At 62.0% G+C, this 18,878-nt stretch carries 12 protein-coding genes; 3 read left to right on the top strand and 9 right to left on the bottom strand.

The window, feature by feature from the left end; translation table 11 throughout:
- On the bottom strand, positions 1-577 hold a 577-nt coding region (locus BTIS_RS09160), incomplete at its 3' end, for a transposase (protein WP_143248927.1).
- Positions 578-986: 409 nt separating this feature from the next.
- Between BTIS_RS09160 and BTIS_RS09155 the strand changes: the two genes are divergently transcribed.
- Entirely contained in the window at positions 987-2,267 is a 1,281-nt protein-coding gene (locus BTIS_RS09155; protein ID WP_094664760.1) for an MFS transporter, read from the top strand.
- A gap of 200 nt (positions 2,268-2,467) precedes the next feature.
- Here the strand turns inward: BTIS_RS09155 and BTIS_RS09150 are convergent, their stop codons facing one another.
- The 3 genes from BTIS_RS09150 to BTIS_RS09135 all read right to left on the bottom strand — a co-directional run bounded on the left by BTIS_RS09150 (position 2,468) and on the right by BTIS_RS09135 (position 9,335).
- Entirely contained in the window at positions 2,468-4,045 is a 1,578-nt protein-coding gene (locus BTIS_RS09150; protein WP_211279449.1) for a carboxylesterase/lipase family protein, read from the bottom strand.
- Between the two features lie 361 nt (positions 4,046-4,406).
- Complete coding sequence (locus BTIS_RS09145) at positions 4,407-6,722, bottom strand: glycoside hydrolase family 3 N-terminal domain-containing protein (protein ID WP_420807017.1); 2,316 nt, start codon at positions 6,720-6,722, stop codon at positions 4,407-4,409.
- Between the two features lie 366 nt (positions 6,723-7,088).
- On the bottom strand, positions 7,089-9,335 hold the full coding sequence (locus BTIS_RS09135) for an exo-alpha-(1->6)-L-arabinopyranosidase (protein ID WP_143248926.1): 2,247 nt from the start codon (positions 9,333-9,335) through the stop codon (positions 7,089-7,091).
- Between the two features lie 388 nt (positions 9,336-9,723).
- On the opposite strand from BTIS_RS09135, the gene BTIS_RS09130 reads away from it, so the two are divergent.
- Positions 9,724-10,350, top strand: coding sequence for a TetR/AcrR family transcriptional regulator (locus BTIS_RS09130; protein WP_245819395.1), 627 nt, complete (start codon positions 9,724-9,726; stop codon positions 10,348-10,350).
- 183 nt (positions 10,351-10,533) lie between these two features.
- Positions 10,534-11,013 carry a cytidine deaminase gene (gene cdd / locus BTIS_RS09125; RefSeq protein ID WP_094664752.1) on the top strand — a complete coding sequence of 160 codons (480 nt, stop codon included), beginning with the start codon at positions 10,534-10,536 and terminating at the stop codon, positions 11,011-11,013.
- Between the two features lie 37 nt (positions 11,014-11,050).
- On the opposite strand, the gene BTIS_RS09120 is transcribed toward cdd, so the two are convergent.
- From BTIS_RS09120 to BTIS_RS09100, 5 genes are all read right to left on the bottom strand, one after another.
- Positions 11,051-11,773 (bottom strand): LysE family translocator, encoded by a 723-nt coding sequence (locus BTIS_RS09120; RefSeq protein WP_094664750.1) that lies wholly within the window; start codon positions 11,771-11,773, stop codon positions 11,051-11,053.
- Positions 11,774-11,970: 197 nt separating this feature from the next.
- Positions 11,971-13,617: a glycoside hydrolase family 43 protein gene (locus BTIS_RS09115; protein WP_094664748.1), complete on the bottom strand. Its 1,647-nt coding sequence runs from the start codon at positions 13,615-13,617 to the stop codon at positions 11,971-11,973.
- A 96-nt stretch (positions 13,618-13,713) separates the two neighbouring features.
- Positions 13,714-14,940: a glycoside hydrolase family 5 protein gene (locus BTIS_RS09110; RefSeq protein WP_245819394.1), complete on the bottom strand. Its 1,227-nt coding sequence runs from the start codon at positions 14,938-14,940 to the stop codon at positions 13,714-13,716.
- Positions 14,941-15,163: 223 nt separating this feature from the next.
- Positions 15,164-17,362 (bottom strand): beta-galactosidase, encoded by a 2,199-nt coding sequence (locus BTIS_RS09105; protein ID WP_094664744.1) that lies wholly within the window; start codon positions 17,360-17,362, stop codon positions 15,164-15,166.
- A gap of 95 nt (positions 17,363-17,457) precedes the next feature.
- Positions 17,458-18,792, bottom strand: a complete 1,335-nt coding sequence (locus BTIS_RS09100; RefSeq protein WP_245819393.1) for an MFS transporter — start codon at positions 18,790-18,792, stop codon at positions 17,458-17,460.
- Positions 18,793-18,878: the final 86 nt, after the last annotated feature.

Raw genomic sequence — 18,878 nt, 5'->3', positions numbered from 1 at the left:
TCAGCGAGGCGATCTCGCCGCGCAGCGCATCCGCATCAGCCTGCGGTGCGGTATCCTTGCGTTCCGGTTCGTCCTTCGCCACCGCGGCCCCTTTCGTCTTGTCGAGCAATCGCCGCTTCCAGTTTCTCACTACCGACGAATCCACTCCCAATCCCTCCGCCGCCTCACGCGAGCTCGCTCCACCGGACGCGACCTTGAGCACGGCCTCGCGCTTGAGCTCCTCAGGTATGGGCCCGTGGCGAAGCCGGCGTTCGCCGGGCGCGAGCTCGTCAATCCCCGAGGCCAGCAGCGTCTTGCTCGGATACCCCATTTGGCGGATCGTACGGCTCGCTCGCCGCCCGTGCGTCAGGTAATGGTCCACCGCGGCCCGCCTCTGCTCCAACGTGTAGCGCGAATACCGCTCGCCACGCGTCGAGGGTATTCCCGTCCTCTGTTCCTCGAGCCAGTCCCGATGCCACATACGCAACGCCTCACGACTGGGATACCCCAACTCCCGGATCGCGTCCGCCGCGCAGCACTCATACCTCACATACAACTCCACCGCACGCCGACGCTGCTCCCTCGTATACCTCGCCATGATGACTCCTCCCGGATCACAGTCCAAGAAAACGTCACCACCTCGTTACCCTCAACCACCATTCCGCTAGTGTGATCACACTAAGGAAAGCCCATGAGCCCAAAACCGCCAAATCAAGCCATTCCTTTCATACCCACCCACGTTAGTGTGATCACACTAAGGAATTGCGTTCGCGTGGCGTCTGCCGTCATGTCAACGCTCACAATTTTTTCAACACGCCTCATTTTTCAACGAAATTGACACCTAAGTTACTTCACACTAACTTATAAGTTATCTGGTGATAACCACCAAATGCCCACCGGAACAATGAAGTTGATATCGGAATAAACCAGCCAATAGACCATAGGGAACCATCTCTATATCCGCACCGGCGTACCAGACGCCGATATACGCCAAGGAAGGTGTTGTCATGGAAGAGAAGACCGTCGCCATCGCCGACGACATCGCGCCCGACACCGGCAAACCGATGCCGAAATCCCAGATGATCCGCTTCGCCGCGGGCTTCATCATCTTCAACATCATGTGGATGATGGCCGGTTCGGCAGGTTCGTCGGTGCTGCTGCCGAACCGTTTCAACGATCTCAACATCGGCATGACCCCCGAGGCCATCCTCGCCTCGATGAACTCCATCGGCATCATCTTCGCACTGATCTCCAACGTGGTCTTCGGCGCGCTGTCCGACGCCACCCACGGCAAACTCGGCAAGCGCACCCCGTGGATCATCCCCGGCGGCATCATCGCCGGCATCGCCTACTACATGACGTCCACCGCCGTCACGCTCACCGGCATCGTCACATGGTGGTCCGTGCTGCAGGTCGGCCTGAACATGATGATCGCCCCGTGCGTCGCCATCCTCTCCGACCGCATTCCGCAGAAAATCCGCGGTACGCTTTCCGCCTTCTACGGCGTGGGCCAGATCGTCGGCCAGTCTCTCGGCGCGATCATCGGCGCCGCATTCGTGACCAACCCGCGTCCAGGATTCCTCATCGGCGTGGCGATCTGGGTGCTGACCGGCGTGGTCACCATCATCATTCTGCCGAAGGAACAGCCCGCCGTCGCCAAGGAAGGCGAATCGTTCAGCGTCAAGCAGATCGTCATGCAGTTCCGTCCGCCGATCGAAGGTGCCCGCGACTTCTACCTTGCCCTCGTCGGCCGTCTGCTCATGATCTTCGGATACAACATGATCATGGGGTATCAGCTCTACGTCTGCCAGAAGTACATCGGCCTGAGCACTACGGATGCGGCGGCCACCGTGTCCACCATGGCGTCCATCGTCATGGTCGTATCCCTGATCTTCGCCCTAGCCGGCGGCCCGATCTCCGACAAGCTCGGCAAGCGCAAGCTGCCCGTGTTCGTCGCCTCCGCGATCATGGCCATCGGTCTGGTCGTGCCGTGGCTCGCCCCGACGCGTACCAGCATGCTGATCTTCGCCGCCATCATGGCCGTCGGCTACGGCATCTACATGGCCGTCGATCAGGCGCTGAACGTGGACGTGCTGCCGAATCCGGACGACGCCGGCAAGGATCTGGGCATCCTCAACCTCGCCAACACCATCGGCCAGGTGATCGCCCCGATCGCCACCTCGTCCATCGTAATCGCCACCGGCTCCTACGCCCTCGCCTTCCCGGGCGCCATCGCGGCCGTCATGGCCGGTGCCGTGATCATCCTCTTCATCAAGAAGGCCAAGTAGGCCACCCGCGGTCGCCGAACCGGGCACCACAAGATACACGTCCCGCAACGCCCGGCACGGCGACCGCCCCAGACTTTCCTTGTTTCCCCCTTCCCCAAGGCCCGACCGCCACAAGCGGTCGGGCCTTTTCACGCAACAATAGTTACCACTTAGTGTGATCACACTAAGGTAGAGCAGCCACAGATCACAGGCCACAGCGGTCACAGCACGCCCGCGACGGACAGCATCTCGTGTTCAAAGCGGTACGCATCCGCATCATACGAAGCACCGCCGCCCTGAAAGCGCAACGCACCGTATGCATCGTTATCGTCCGCGCTCGGCGAGGTCAATGAACCGTCGGTGATAAAACGGACCCAGGTGTCATGCATGGCGTCGGCCAGCGACTGCGAGGCGCCCGCGCCCAGTACGTTGGTCACGTTCTCCGCATCGAGCAGATTGAACGCATACGGAATCTCCTCGCAATGCGCGCTGACGTTCGAGACCGACGACATCTGCGCGAAGTCGTATGCCCACGTCCGCGAACCCGCACCCGACCGCGCACGCAAGGCGGCAAGATACGCCAATCCCACGCGGAACGTCCACGCGGTGACGAACTGTCCGGCGACGCGATCCTCGCCGATGCGCAGCACGCCATTGGTGAACCGTCGGACCGACTCCTCGGAAATCCCGTCCTTGGCCAATGAAGCGCAGGCGTCATCCAACGACGGCCCGCCCGGCATGGGGAAGGAGAATTCGTTGCGGTTGGATCCCATGAACAGCGCCACGTCCGAGCCCGCGCCGTGGCGGAATGCATCCCACTGCGTTTCCGGCAGCACGTCGCCGTCCGCCACCGGCACGAAGATCATGCCGTTGTCACAGATCGATCCGCCGCGCAGGGCGTCGATCAGTGAATCAGCATCGACGACATTCCCGGGAACACCTTCGGCGTGGTTCACTTCGCGCTCGTTGTCGAGAATCGTCTCGGCCCCGACCGTGAGCCACGCCTCGCGCGTAGGTTCCACGCCGATCCGCTCGGCGAGCGCCCGCCCGCCGGCCACCGCCTGCTCGGCGGTGGGCGTGCCGAACGCACCGGATTCACTGATCGCACCGCGGAACAGTCCATGCGCGCGCGGCGAGGCGAGCAGGGCGAGCACGCTGCCGCCGCCGGCTGACTGACCGCCGATCGTCACGCGGTCGGGGTCGCCGCCAAACGCGACGATGTTGTCCTGCACCCATTCAAGTGCGGCGATCTGGTCGAGTAGACCACGGTTGAGCGGCGCCCCGTCCATCCAGCCGAAGCCGTCGAATCCGAGTCGGTACGAGATGGTCACGGTCACCACACCGCTGGCGTTGAACGCGCGACCGTTATACCACGGGGATGCGGGGGATCCGGCGAAGTAGCCGCCACCGTGGATCCACACATAGACGGGCAGGTGGGCGTCGCGGTCGTTCGGCGCGGGTGTGAACACGTTGACGTTGAGCGTGGATTCGCCGGGAATCGATGGTTCGGGAATCGTGACGATGGGACTGCCGAACGGTCGTCGCTGCGGAGTGGGACCGTACGCCATGGCCGGGCGGACGCCATCCCACGGTTCAGGTGCTGTCGGTGCCGCGAATCGTCGGGGTCCGACGGGTGCCGCCGCGAATGGAATGCCGAGGTAGGCCGCGGACGAACCGGTCTGCCAATAGCCCTGCACCTTGCCGCCCGTAGTGGCTATCACGGGCGCCATGTGATAGGGGAGCGCGGTGGTGGCTGTCAAAGTGGCCGACGCAATCATCGACGCTGATGTCATAGTCATGATTCCTTTCTTGTGTGGGGCCGGTATCTACCATCTACGATCACCGTGCCGACGCGATCAACGGCGGCACGACTGACGACAGCGCTGCCGTCATACGTCATATAGAGGAACACCTGATAATCGTAGACGAACTCAACCAGACACGACTATGTGAAACAAGGCTGTGATTCTCGGTCGATATCGAATCAACAACGATTTTGTCAAAGAACTTGTTTTATGTTTCACGTGAAACAATGCGCTCTTGCACCGATCTCGGGAACGGCACAAGAACGCATTGATACTGTCATCGCCATCTCGCCGTGAAGCGCCGAATGCTGGCAGATGACGAGACGCTAACGCCGACCAGCGACGACAACCAGCGTCAGCGGACTTCGAAGGTGGCGCTGTTGAGGTCGTCACGACGGCTGGAGTGGCCGATCAGCAGTTCGAATTCGCCGGGTTCGACGAAGCGTCGAGCGTCGGAGCCAACGATCGAGCAGTCGGTGACGGGGATGTCGAATTCCACGGTCTTGGTTTCGCCCGGCTCGAGCTCCACGCGGCGGAACGCCTTGAGCTCACGATCGGTCCAGCTGACGGATGTGACCACGTCACTCACGTAGGCCTGCACGACCTCCACGCCGGCACGATCGCCGGTATTCGTCACGTCGACATGGGCGTGAATCACATCGTCCGAGCCGAACGGGGTATCACCGTTCTCGATCGTGACGTCGCCGTAGGTGAACGTGGTGTAGCTCAGACCTTCGCCGAACGCGAAGGCCGGGTCCTGCGTCAGATCGGCGTAGCGATCGCCGTGCTGGCCGCGGATCTGGTTGTAGTACACGGGCAGCTGTCCGGCATGACGCGGGAATGTGATCGGCAGTCGTCCGCTCGGATCGGTGACGCCGAGGATGATCTCGGCGATCGCCTGGCCACCCTTCATGCCCGGACTCGGTGCCCACAGGATCGAGCCGGCACCGGCCTCCGGATCGTTCACTCGCTTGGCGAAGACGCCGTTTTCACCCACGATGCTGGCCGGCAGAATCTGCGGCTTGGAACTCATGAGCACCACGACCAGCGGCTTACCTGTTTCACGTGAAACATCGGCGAGCGCATCGAGCAGCGCATTCTGTCCGCCGAGCAGATCAAGCGTGGCGGTGGAGCATGTCTCGCCGATCAGCTGCACCACGTCGCCGACCACGGCCACGATCAGATCGGCCTTGCGCGCGCTGGCCACGGCTTCGTCGAGCAGCTGCTGATCGACGGCCGCGGAAACGCCGATCTTCGGGCGGGGCTGTCCGTCGGGGTAGAGCTCGCCAGCCGGATCGGTGACGAGGTCGACCACGTTCGCGCCACGCGAATACGTGACGGTCCAGTCGTCCGGCACCAGCGATTCGAAGGCGTCCTTGACGGTGGTGATGGTCTCGCGTGGATGTCCGTCGGGCATCCAGGTCACCTGACCGGAGCTGCCGGCCCAGTCGCCGAGCTGATTCTGCGCGTCGTCGGCGAGCGGGCCGACCACCGCGATGGTCTTTCCGGTTCCGTCGGCGGTCACATCGAACGGCAGTGCGCCATCGTTGCGCAGCAACGCCACCGACTGACGGGCCAGTTCCAGATTGGCTTCGCCGTGCGCATCCGAACCGATGACGGCCTTGATACGCTCGGCGTCCGGCAGACGCGGGTCCTCGAACAGTCCCAGACGGAACTTGAGCGCCAGGATGCGCGCCACTGCGGAATCGAGTTCGGCTTCAGTGAGCATGCCGTTCTGGATTGCCTCGTAGGCCCCCTCGTAGAACTGCGGCGTGGTCATGACCAGATCGTTGCCGGCCTTCACGGCGGCCGCGGAGGCGTGCGCGAAGTCGGGCTGTACCTTCTGCTCCCACACGGAACGACCCACGTTGTCCCAGTCGGTGATCAGCGTGCCCTTGTAGCCCCACTCGCCGCGCAGCACGTCGGACAGCAGCCACTTGTTGAACGTGACGGGCGTGCCCTCGATCGACTCGTAGCCGAGCATGAACGTGCCGCAGCCCTCCTTCGCCACACGCTCGAACGGCGGCAGGAACCAGGAGGCGAGCTTGCGGTGCGAAAGATCCGCCTCGGATGCGTCACGACCGCCCTGCGTTTCGGAATAGCCGGCGAAGTGCTTGGCGGTGGCCAGGATGGCGTCCTTATCGAGGCTGCCGGACGTGGCCGGACCCTTCTGATAGCCGCGGACCATGGCCGAGGCCATTTCGCCGATCAGATGCGGGTCCTCGCCGAACGTCTCGCCCACACGCCCCCAGCGGGTGTCGCGCGCGATGCACAGCACGGGTGAGAAGGTCCAGTGCACGCCGGTAGACGCACCTTCCTCCGCGGTCACACGCGCGGCCTTCTCCACGAGTTCCGGATTCCACGAGACGGCCATGCCGAGCTGTTCGGGAAAGATGGTGGCTCCGGGATAGAACGAGTAGCCGTGAATCAGATCCTCGCCGATGATCAGCGGGATCTGCAGTCGCGTCTGCTTGACGAGATCGGCCGCACGATACAGGTTCTCAGGGCTGGTGTGCAGGATCGAGCCGACGTTCACTCGCAGGATCTCATCGTCAAGATCGCCACGCGCGTCGAGCTGCATCATCTGGCCGATCTTTTCCCTGAGCGTCATGCGGCCCAGCAGGTCGGCGATGCGTTCGTCCACGCTCAACGACGGATCGCGGAACGGCATGGCGGAGGTGTCTTCCGGTACGATGTTCGGCGTATCGGTGTGAGTGGTTTCGTTGGCGGTCATGCGTGTCCTTCCTCGTCGAAGTGTGAAAAATCTTCCGAACGATCGACTGTATTGTGTACGACTGCACTGCTCAAGTTATCTAACAACCATTCGGTAAGTAAAAGTATATATCAGCGCCACGCATGACACACCATAATCACGCCATAATCAACCAAAAAGAAGCGGCGCTCCTCCGGGAAGAAGAAGCGCCGCGGAACATAACCGATGAGCAATCAAGAATCAGATGTCGACGTTGACGACCGTCGGTACTCGGACGCCAACGACTCAACGCCGACGATCAGCCAGGAATCAGACGCCGACCGATCAGGCGGTCGCCTTGGCGTACTCGTCCAGCAGGAACGCCGTGGACTCCTTGCCAGTCTCACCGAGCAGCGTGGTCAGACTGTTGATCGGCATGGAGTTGAGGAACATGTCCATCATGTCGTTCTTCGGCAGCGCGGGCAGCTCGCCGGACTCGCCCTTGACGTACATTTCGGCCACGATCGGCCCACCGATCGGATCGGTCTTCCACTCGCCGAAGGTGGACCACTCGTCAAGCGGCAGCGTCTTGCCATCGCCGTCGAGGTCGACCACGCCGGTGGCCACGATGTCGCGGGAGCTCACGCCCACCTCGACCGTGTACTCGCCGAACTCCACATGCCAATCGTTGAATTTCTCGGACCAGTAGGCGAATGCACGATCGTCGAGATCCACGGTCACGGTCTTCGATTCGCCGGCCTTGAGGAACACCTTGACGAAGCCCTTGAGCTCGTGCTTCGGACGGGCGACATCGGCCTTGCCCGGAGCCACGTACACCTGCACGACTTCGGCACCGTCCACGTCGGACGTGTTGGTCACGGTGGCGGTGGCGGACGCGGTGTTCGCGCCGGTCTTGGTCACGGTCACGTCGGCGATCTCGAAGCTCGCGTAGCTCAGACCGTAGCCGAACGGGTAGGCCACTTCCTTGCCATAGGTGTCGTAGTAGCGGTAGCCGACGAACACGCCTTCACCATAGTCGACGTGGCCTTCCTCACCCGGCCAGTTGAGCATGGACGGATCGTCGAGAATGTCCATCGGAATGGTCTGGGACAGTTTGCCGGACGGGCTCTGCACGCCGAAGATCACATCGGCCATGGCCGGGCCGCCGCACTGGCCGAGCAGCCAGGTCTCGAGGATGCCCTTGGCATGATCGCGCCACGGTGCCACGGAGACGACGGAACCGTTGGACAGCACCACGACGACGTTCGCGTTGGCGACGGCGACCTCCTTGAGCAGATCGATCTGCTTGGCGGGAATGTCGAGCGTCTCGCGGTCGAAGCCCTCGGATTCGGCGGCCTCGGGCAGACCGAGGAACAGCAGCACCACGTCGGCGCCCTTGGCGGCATCCACGGCCTCGGCGGTCAGCGCCGGGTCCTGCGGCTCGTCGGCGAAGGTGAAGCCCGGTGCGAAGGCCGCGTCAATGCCGCGATCCTTGAGCGTGTCAAGGAAGCCGGTCATCTTGGTGGGCGTGATGTGCGAGGAGCCGCCGCCCTGATAGCGCAGGGAGCGCGCGAACTCACCGATCACGGCGACCTTGGCGTCCGCGGCCACAGGCAGCACGGCGTCATCGTTCTTCAGCAGCACGATGGATTCCACGGCGGCCTGATGGGCGACGTCATCATGGGCATCCACATCGAAGCGGTAGCCGTCGATACTCATGGCGGCACGGGACTTGTTCACCAGATCGATCATGCCCTGAGCCATACGGTCGAGCTGTTCGGGCTGGATACGGCCGTCGCGTGCGGCGTACACGATCTGATCGTCGGTGTAGCTCGGCGGCATCTCCAGATTCAGACCGGCGTTCAGGGAGGCCACACGATCATGCGCGGCACCCCAGTCGGACATCACAATGCCCTTGAATCCCCACTCGTCGCGCAGCACGTCGGTGAGCAGCCAGCGGTTCTGGGAGGAGTGCACGCCGTTGATCTTGTTGTAGGAGCACATGATGGTCCACGGCTGGGCGTCCTTGACGATGTGCTCGAAAGCCGGGAAGTAGATCTCACGCAGCGCACGCTGGGAGACGCGGGCGTCCACGCGCAAACGGTCGGTTTCCTGATTGTTCACGGCGAAGTGCTTGAGCGAGGTGCCCACGCCCTTGGACTGCACGCCCTTGACCAGACCCGCGGCCTCATGACCAGCCAGGAACGGATCCTCGGACCAGTACTCGAAGCAACGACCGCCCAGCGGATTGCGCTTGATGTTCACGCCGGGACCGAGAATGACGGCCACCTTCTCCTGAATGCATTCCTCGCCCATGGCCTCGCCCACCCGGAACGCCAGATCCGGATTCCATGCACTCGACAGACCAGCCGCCGGCGGGAAGCAGGTGGCGGGCACAGAATCGTTGAGATCAGTTTCACCGGTGCTGACGGCGTTGGCCTTGCGCAGTCCGTGAGGGCCATCGGTGATCATGTATCCCGGGATGCCCTTATGCTCCACACCCTGCAGATGCCATGCGTCGCCGCCCGAAGTCAGGCTCGCCTTCTCCTCGAGGGTCAGATCGTTGACGTTGGGGTAGGTGTTTTCGCTCATCGTGCCTCGTTTCCTGATACGACGTCGGCCTCAATGCCGCCGTCAGCGTTGGGTTTGGTTGCGGTTGCCGTAAACGTGGACCCTGTTGATTCCGATCTCGACAACGAAATCGCAAACCAACCGGTTGGTAAAATCAATATATCACGTCATAAGTTACGACACGCTAACTGACACGCCAGCCGTCGATGCGCAGATCACGTCAACGCGAATACCATCCGCATATTTCATCCCACCGGCCTACCAACCGAACGGTACGGATTATGATGGATAGGCAGTGACGCAAAGAGCCGGCCCCGGCAGGACACCGCAACGGTCAGACGAATGCCAAACGATCATGAGAGAGGATCGAGAGGAACGGGGACGCGGCCGAGGAAAGGACAACACACCCATGACTGCAGCGACCGCGATGGAGACCACCGGCAGCACGCGCACCCGTACCACCAACCGAGAACCGGACCGCCGGGAGAAGATCCTCGCCGCCACCATCGAATACTTCGGCACACTCGGCTACTACGGCACCTCCATCCAGAAGATCGCCACCGAAGTCGGACTCACCAAGGCTGGCGTACTGCATTATGTGGGCAGCAAGGAAGGCCTGCTCGAACTCGTGCTCACCGAGATGTACGACAAGGAGACCAACGAACTGCTCGCCTCGCTCGAGCACGCCGAAAAGCCGTCGATCGCCGCCATGTTCCGCGAGAACGTGGCCATCAACATCAAGCGCCCGAAGCTGGTGCATATGTTCTCCACGCTGAGCGCCGAGGCACTTGACCCGAACCATCCAGCCCACGACTACTTCGCCGCCCGCGAGCGCAACGGCGTGGAACAGGCGATGAGGATCGACTGGGCCGTGCCGGATGGCGTGGATGCGGCCGATGTACTACTCGCCGGGTTCAGCATGATGGATGGCGTGCAGTTGCGCTGGCTGCGCACCCCCGGTCAGGATTTCGCCGCCATGTGGTCGCGTTGCGAAGACGTCCTGTTCCCGCTGCCGCTGTGGGAAGGGTATCGCTGATATCGCTGATATCGCGATTTCCGCCGCCCGACGTCCAACGTCCGTTCATCATGAACGGCAATCTCCGCTGCACGACCGTTCACTTTCTCCCTGCATAGCGTTTCACGGCAATCGTCGCCGCATACAGACTCATACAATGGGCAGGGAGAGGAATCAATCGCACTGAGACATGACAACCGAGGCATGCAATCAGGCAACGCAAAGGAGCACAGCATGAGCACGATTTCCACCGAGGATCTGATCATCAAGGCCATCGAGGCCCGCGAACTGTCGTATTCCCCGTACTCGCACTTCCAGGTCGGCGCGGCGCTCGAGGCCGCCGACGGTACGGTGTACACGGGCTGCAACATCGAGAACATGGGCTTCGCGCCCACCATCTGCGCGGAACGTACGGCATGCGCCAAGGCCGTGTCGGAGGGCCATCACGAGTTCACGCGCATTGTGGTCGTCGGCAGCGCCAAGGGCCCGATCACCGCGTTCTGTTCGCCGTGCGGCATGTGCCGCGAGTTCCTGTGCGAGTTCTGCGAGCGCGATTTCCAGATCATTCTGGCCATCAGCCCCACCGAATACAAGACGTACACGCTTGATGAGCTGTACCCACTGACCGAGAAGCCGGTGTTCGACACCGACGATCCGTTCAAGGGCGCGTTCGGCGGCAAGTGAGTCGTCCGGAAGGCCGGCTGATCGCCACCGATCGGGCCTACAGCCGGCTTTTCACCACATCGGCGATCGTCACACCGCCGAGTACGGCCATGATCGCGCCGGACACCAGTCCGAGTATGCGCTGTGAACGCTCATTGCGCAGTCGGCTGGCGAAGAACGATGCCGCATACGCCACGGTGGTGAGCACGATCACGCTTTCCACGAAATGCACCATCCCGAGCGAGATGCCCATCTCGAGATTGCCCACGCCGGGCACCAGGAACTGCGGAATGATGGCGATGTAGAACACACCGATCTTGGGGTTGAAGAAGTCGGTGAGGAATCCTCGCCAGAACGACTGCGCGCATTCCCGGAAATTCGAGGTGCGCAATGTCTTCGGCGCTCCGCTGACGCCGGAGGCATTGCCAGCCGATCCGTCAACCGTCTGAGTGACACCGCCGTCACGATCCCGGCCGCCGCTCTTGCCGTCATCGGTCTTCTTCCGGGCCATGCTGAACGCCAGATAGAACAGGTACAGGCCGCCGAGCACACGGATCGCGTCATACGCCATGGGGAACGCGTTGATGAGCGCGGCCAGGCCGACCGCAGCGGCGACGGCCCATACCAGCACGCCGCAGGAGATGCCCCACACCGCGGCGATGCCACGGGCGCGCGTGGTGTTGATCGTTTCGTGCAGCACCATCATCATGTCGAGCCCCGGCACCAAGGCCATGGATCCCGCCACCAGAGCGAACCCGATCAGCGCCTGCATGTAGGTCATTGTCGTCTCCGAATCCCGTATGATCGCGCTCTCTTGGAACATCGATTCGTGGAGTGCGCAACGAAGTATGTCGCCATCGATGCGCGATTACTCGCGCATACCCTTGGCATCATACCGTTTCCGAGATTTCGGGATAGTGTTGGCGTTCCGCGCACTCTTCGGTCTTCCAAACGTTGAGTGCGCGGTCGACCTATCGCTCACGCCACGGGCTGGCTTTCGTCCGCCTGATAGTCGAAGAAATCGAAGTCGGCGGTGCGCTCGTGCAATGCGGCGTCGGTGCAGGCGAGTCCGACCATGGTTCCCGTGAATTCGCCGTACTTGCAGTATTCGTCGGAGAACGTGGTGGTGTCGAAGTCCGGTCCGATGCGCTGCCAGTCGTCACCGTCGTAACTCCACGCGAACCACGTCCGTCGCCCGTCCACAGTCACCCGCAGGTAGAGCGGCCGATCGTCCACGGCGGTTCGGGTATCCACCATTTCGGTCTTCTCACCGTTTTCGAGCCGGGTCAGGGAGATCGCGGGACCGCCGAGCGTTTCGGACCAGTACTTGCTCAGGAAGATGTTGTTCATGTTGTCGTAGTAGAGCACGAGTCCGGCGTGATGCTGATACACCTCCGGCGCGAAGTCCATCTTCGTGGTGACGGTGGCGTGCACGCTGGTGAGCTTGCGTGCGAGCAGGCTCACCCGATTGAGCGAGGCGAGCGACTCCTGACCGCGCAGCCGTACCCATCCGGGGCGCTCTCCCACTGTGGCGAACGATCCGGGCATGATGCGTGGCGCGTAGTACCAATTGCCGAGTTCCACATCATCAAAATCATCAAACGCCGGGGTTTCGCGCATCGGCACGTCGGGCAGATTCGGCTCTTCCACGTCGAGTTTGGCCAGATTCGAGCCGTCGGCCATGCGCAGCCATCCGTCGTCGGTCCACGTCATCTTCTGGATGGCGGTTTCACGGCCGAGCGTGCACCGCAGCTCCGGCACGAACGGACGACTCGTCAGGTGAACCAGATACGTTTCGCCGTTCGGCAGATCCACGTAGGATCCGTGACCGGACTTCTGCAGCACCGAATCAGGGTTGAAATAGCGGGGCTTGAGATGATCGTCGTCGGCGCGTTCGTTGGATTCGACCGGCTGCGAAGTGACGAGCGGACCGTTGGGATCGGGCTCGTACGGCCCCCACACGTTGCGGGAGCGTCCCATGGTCACCGCGTGATTGTATCCGGTGCCGCCTTCCGCGCACATGAGGTAGTACCATCCGTTGCGCTTGGTCAGATGCGGCGCTTCGATGCATCCACGGTCGGTGGCTCCACGCCAGATACGTTTCGGATAGCCGATCACATGCTGGGCTTCGGGATCGTATTCGACCAGGCAGATCACGCCCGGTTTTTCGTAGCCCTCGCGGGTCTCCCATTCCAGCGAGACGATGTATTTGCGTCCGTCGTCATCGTGCAGGATGGACGCGTCGAAGCCGGACGACGTAAGGTACACCGGTTCGCTCCACGGCCCTTCGATCGAGGGCGCGGTGATGAGATAGTTTTCCACGTCGAAGTAGCGTGCGTTCATCGAGTTCATCACGCCGTAGACCACGGTGAACAGGCCTGCCTGCTCGTCGTAGGTGAGGCAGGGGGCCCAGATGCCCTTGGCGCTGGGCAGTTTGGTGAGGTTCGGGTTGGTGTCGTCGGTGAGCACGTGGGTGAGCAGTTCCCAGTGCTTCATGTCGCGCGAATGGTAGATGGGGATGCCGGGCATCCATTCGAAGGTGGATACGGCGATGTAGTAGTCATCGCCCTTGCGGCAGATGGCGGGGTCCGGATTGAATCCGGGGAGGATGGGATTGTGCAGCATCGTTGCCTAGCGCTCCTTAGATTGGATGATATTCGATAGTGCGGTGGTTGATCGTCTGTTCGATGGTTCGACAGTTTCGACAGTGCGGCGCGACGTTCAGCGATGGTCGACGGGGAACCAGTCCTGCGCCACGCAGCGACCCAGATCCCAGGCGTCCCAGCCGATCCATCCGGGGGTGTTCACGGTGTCGGTGAGCAGTTTGTAGTTCCAGTAGTAGTAGCCGGAGCCCTTGCTCCACGCCTCCAGTTGGGATGCGGCTACGCCCTGATACAGGTCGCGCTTCTCCTGCGGGGTGAGGCTTTCCACGGCCGCGCCTTCCTCGCCGTTGAGTACCGACTGTCCGCCGTGCGTGTCCACGCCGCAGCCGACCGAATTGAACAGGCACCATTCGCCGACGATCACGGGGAAGTATGCGCTCATTTCTTCGATCATCGGCGCGTAGGTGTTGCGTACGAAGTCGTCGTAGCCTTCCGCGGTTTGTGGGCATCCCATCATTTCGGCGGTCATCAGGTACTGATGGGTGTCGAGGATCACGTTCTTGAATTCGTTGCCGTCACGCATGAAGTCCTTCCACTGCCAGATGTCGAATCCGTCGTGGAAGACCACGGCCTTGTCTTCGGGAAGGTGGGCGCGCAGACGATGGTAGGCGGTCACGTAGAAGTCCTTGAGCCAATCGAAAGCGATGGGACCGGTGCCGGTGGCCAGTTCGGCGTCCACGGCGGGATATCGTTCGGTCACATCCATCATCGACCATGAGGTGGTGGTGTTCGGCTCGTTGATGATCTCGATGCCCATCAACGATTCGCGCGTACCGTAGCGCTGGGCGAGTCGTTCGAGCACGGTGAGTACGAATTCCACTTCGTCGGGCAGCTGCGCCCACTTGCACACGCCGCTGATGCCGCCGTTGTCGAATCCGTTCTGACTCATCGGCGCGGTGTGCAGGTCGATGAGGATGGTCAGTCCGTATTTGTCGGCCCAGTTGAACGCCTTGTCGAGTTCGTCGATGCAGCCGATGAACGGCGGACGATCGCCGAAGATGAAGTACGGTACGGGGATGCGCACGGAGTTGAGGCCCCACGACCGGATGGTGGCGAAATCGCGTTCGGTGATGTATTCGGATCGATGTGTGCGGATGCGCGCCTCGTATACGTCGGAAGAGAGCTGGGTGGGCAGATAGTACTCGTCGTCGGCTGTGGTGCCGTCGAACAGGGCGGGGTTCATCCACTTTTCCAGCACCAGCCAGTTGCCGAGGTTGACGCCCTTGATGTAGGGAAGGACGGAGGCGGGGGATTGCGTGGAATCGGTTGTGGTCAGGGTCATCATTGCTCCATTCGTATGAGTCTTGCGAGGTTCAGGACTACGTAGGCGGGGTGTCGTCATCGACGGGGACGGCCGCGGTGATGTCATCGTTTCAGCCGCCATCAACGTTATCTACTTGTTGTTAGATAACAGTATTATGCATCGCTCGTTTGTATTTGTCAAATCAAAAAATTAATAAATGAGGGATCGTTGCCGACACGTCGACAACATCGACGACATACGGCAATCAGCCGGCGATCACCACAAGATTCCACGGTCCGACGACGATCTCTTCACCGGCCTGCAACGCGGTTCCGACCGCGGGTCCGGCGGAGGGATCATCGACCGCACTGCCATCCGTGGCAACACGACCGCCACCCACAAGCACCGTGCCTGCGACCGGGCTGGGAACCCGCACCGGCTCGGGGGAGTAGTTGAGCAGATACGTCACGGATTCGCCGGCCGCGTTCTCGCCACGACGAACGGTCACCGTTCCGGCGAGCGACATCGCCGCGGCGACGCCGGCATCCGACGCGATTCCTGACGCCACAACGGCCTCGCGCAGCACGGCACGCATGGTGCTCGCGTCGAGCATGGTGCCGATCCATTCGCCCCAGCCGCCTTGGTCGCCGAACGCGTGACGGGTGACGGCCGCATAGTCCTTCCACGCGTAATGATCGTATCGCGCGAGCACCTCGGTCCCAGCTTTGGGCGTCACCTTGAGCAATTCGATCAGCGCCTCGGCACGCACCGCATCGCCTACAGCCGCACCGCCCGCAGCCACATCCTCGCCGAGCATGCCATCCGCGAACGCCACACCCACTCGTCCCTTGGGCCGCGTGAACTGGTTGTAGCTCATGCCGAACACGTCGGTGAGGTCGTGAGGTGCGCGATCATGCCACACGGTCACCTCGTCGTCGGTGACGAACGAACGCATGGTGGCCACCGCATGGCCACCGTCGCGCACGTACGCACGCAGGTCGTCGATCGTCTCCTGCGGAGCGCAGTACAACGCCGGCGCGATCACCATCGCGTACCGCCCCAGACGCTCCACGCCAGCGTCAACCGGCACGAAATCGCATTCCACGTTGAGCTCGAACAGCGCATCGTAGATACGACGCACCACATCGTTGTAGTTGATGCCCACACCGTCCGGGAATCCGGTCTCGATTCGGAACCATTCCAGCGCGGACAGCGACTCGTTCGACACCATGATCGCCACGCGATTGCGCTTCTTCAGGTGGATCAGCCGATCGCCCACACCGTCCGCGGCGATCTCACGACCAAACACCCCAGCCTCCTCGTACGTGGGATTCGGTTCCAGATCGTGCGAGATCAGCCCCTTCCAATACGTCTCATACGAATGATGGATGGAATGCCAATGCCAGTACATCACCGAATCAGCACCGCTCGCCAGATGCGAGTACGCCTGCAGACGCAGTTGACCGGGGAACGGCAGCCATCCATGCTGTCCTTGAGCCTCGGTCTCGATCACGAGATAGTTCGCGCCATCCTTGGTGGAGCGAGCCATGTCGCCGCCGAACGCGATCTCCTTGCCGGTGAGTTCGTCCGCGGCGGGGTGATAGATGTCCACACCGGTGATGTCCACACCGCGCGCGGCTTTGAAGTGATCGACGGCGGGCTGCACGCCGTACGAGTAACCACGCCATTCGTAGTCGAAGTTCTGCGTAATGAACTGGTCGTCGCGCGCGTATTCGCGTACGATGTCCGCCTGCCACGCGAGGAACCGCGCCACCTGATCGCGGCGGAACCGGTCGAATTCACCGCGCAGCGACTGGTTGATCGACCCGGTCACGTCGGGGAAGTCCTCCCATGAATCCACGCGGTTCGACCAGTAGTCCAGACCGAGCCGACGGTTGAGTTCGTCGAGATCGTCATGGAACTTCTTACGCAGATATTTGATGAACAGCGTCTGCATATCGTGCGAGACGGAGTCGTAGTACTTGGTTTCGTTGTCCACCTGATAGCCGATCACGGCCGGATGAGCGGCCACATGCGCGATGAGCCGGCGGATCACCCGTTCGCCGTAGAAGCGATAGGCGGGGTTGACGATGTCCATGATCTGCCGCGCACCGTATGAGCCTGGACCGTTGGGGGTCACGGCAAGCACGTCGGGATGCATATGCACGAGCCACGCCGGTACAGCGTAGGTGGGTGTGCCCACGATCACGTCGATTCCCGCGCGGTGGGCGGCGTCGAGCGCACGGTCCACGTGGCTGAAGTCGAATTCGCCGGGCTGCGGTTCGCAGGTGCTCCACGTGGATTCCGCGATACGGATCACATTGATGCCGGCGGCCTTCATCATGGCCATGTCGCGGTCGGCACGGGCATCGGCGTCGAGTCCGTCGGACTGCTCAAGGTCGGGCATGTATTCGTCGTAGTATGCGGCACCGAACAGGATCCGATCGACTGCTGTTGTGCTCATGGCGGCTCTCCTTTGAGTATGGATTGTGAATGTTGGCTGGATACAGTGAAGCGGGGCGGACCATGATGGCCCGTCCCGCCGGAGGGGAGTCGGTGTTACTTGACGCCCTTGATGATCTGGATGAAGAAGCAGCCGATGATGGCCAGCGCGATCGACACGGGGAACGCGAACGTGTAGCCGAGGTTGACCACGATGGCGCTCATGATGATCGGTCCGCACATCTGGCCGAGCGTGGTGGCCAGATTGAGGATGCCGAGATCCTTGCCGGCCTCCTCCTTGTTCGGCAGCACGTCGACGAGCAGCGCCTGGTCGACCGCGGAGTAGACGGCGTAACCGAGGCCCGCGATGCCGGCGAACAGGTACATGCCCATCGAGGAGGGGAAGATCCACGGCATGGCGATGCCGATGGCGAACAACACGGACGCGACGATGACTGGCACCTTGCGACGGCCGATGAGATCGGACACCGGGCCGGAGATGAACGAACCGACGAGCGAGACGACCATGATGATCGAGGAGACGACGGAGATGGTGACGGCGGACTGCTCCACGCTCTGACCGATGTAGTTCTGGATGATGTACAGCTGGTACACGCTGATCATCTGGTAGCTGACGAGCATGCAGAAGCGGCCGGCGAACGCCTTGTAGAAGTCGTGGGCCGTGGAGAACTTCGGCGGACGGAAGCTCATGAGCACGTCCTTGAGGGATCCCTCCTCCTTGGGCAGGTAGTCGGCGGACTGTTCGCGCGGCATGATGACCACAGCGACCACGCCGCCGAGGAACATGAGCACGCCGGCGACAGCGAAGCCGGGGATCAGGTTGGTGATGAACAGAGCGCCGATCATGGTGCCGATGGGTGCGCCGATGGTGGCACCGGCACCGTAGAACGCGCTCATGGTGCCACGTACGCCGGAGGGCACGCGATCGGAGAGGATGGCGACCAGCGGGGCGATCATGCAGTTGAGGCCAACCATGCAGGCGCAGTAGAAGATGGTGAGTAGCACGGCGTTATGCGTGGTGCCGGTGAGGAACAGCGTCACACCGCCGAGCAGGGCACCGAACACGATCCACGGGGTGCGGCGGCCGAAGCGGGAACGGGAGCGATCGGAGAAGTTGCCGAACATCAGGTTGGAGACCAGCGATGCGACGGCGGTGAACGAGTTGACGATGCCGACGAGCGCTTCGGGGTTGGCGCCTTCGATGGCCTTGTAATGCTCGGGCAGCAGCACGGCGGAAACAATGCTGAGACCGCTCATCCACAGGATGCCGAAGATCAGGAAGCCCGCACCGAAGCGGAACAGCGTGGATTTGGCGACCGGTTTGCCGGTTTCGGGGGAGAGCGAGGGATCCTTGCCAGCGGCGGCGATCGCGGCGTTATGCGCGGCGAGCCGTTCCTCTTTGGACAGTGTTGCAGTAGCGGCCATTGTCATGAACCTTCCTTGACTACCTTTGTTCAGTCTTCTTCGACATGCTCAGCGCGTAGGTGACGCGCATGTGGCGGAGCGATTCGTTCCGA

Source organism: Bifidobacterium tissieri, assembly GCF_002259645.1.
In the GTDB taxonomy this organism is placed as follows: Bacteria; Actinomycetota; Actinomycetes; order Actinomycetales; family Bifidobacteriaceae; genus Galliscardovia; species Galliscardovia tissieri.
This window is presented reverse-complemented; position numbering and strand designations above follow the sequence as displayed.

Bases quoted from the DNA above. Each gene is read 5' to 3' on its own strand.
- BTIS_RS09115 (WP_094664748.1), bottom strand. From the start codon at position 13,617: ATGCTGCACAATCCCATCCTCCCCGGATTCAATCCGGACCCCGCCATC.
- BTIS_RS09155 (WP_094664760.1), top strand. From the start codon at position 987: ATGGAAGAGAAGACCGTCGCCATCGCCGACGACATCGCGCCCGACACC.
- BTIS_RS09145 (WP_420807017.1), bottom strand. From the start codon at position 6,722: ATGCCGTTCCGCGATCCGTCGTTGAGCGTGGACGAACGCATCGCCGAC.
- cdd (WP_094664752.1), top strand. From the start codon at position 10,534: ATGCAATCAGGCAACGCAAAGGAGCACAGCATGAGCACGATTTCCACC.
- BTIS_RS09130 (WP_245819395.1), top strand. From the start codon at position 9,724: ATGACTGCAGCGACCGCGATGGAGACCACCGGCAGCACGCGCACCCGT.
- BTIS_RS09100 (WP_245819393.1), bottom strand. From the start codon at position 18,792: ATGACAATGGCCGCTACTGCAACACTGTCCAAAGAGGAACGGCTCGCC.
- BTIS_RS09120 (WP_094664750.1), bottom strand. From the start codon at position 11,773: ATGACCTACATGCAGGCGCTGATCGGGTTCGCTCTGGTGGCGGGATCC.
- BTIS_RS09105 (WP_094664744.1), bottom strand. From the start codon at position 17,362: ATGAGCACAACAGCAGTCGATCGGATCCTGTTCGGTGCCGCATACTAC.
- BTIS_RS09110 (WP_245819394.1), bottom strand. From the start codon at position 14,940: ATGATGACCCTGACCACAACCGATTCCACGCAATCCCCCGCCTCCGTC.
- BTIS_RS09150 (WP_211279449.1), bottom strand. From the start codon at position 4,045: ATGACTATGACATCAGCGTCGATGATTGCGTCGGCCACTTTGACAGCC.
- BTIS_RS09135 (WP_143248926.1), bottom strand. From the start codon at position 9,335: ATGAGCGAAAACACCTACCCCAACGTCAACGATCTGACCCTCGAGGAG.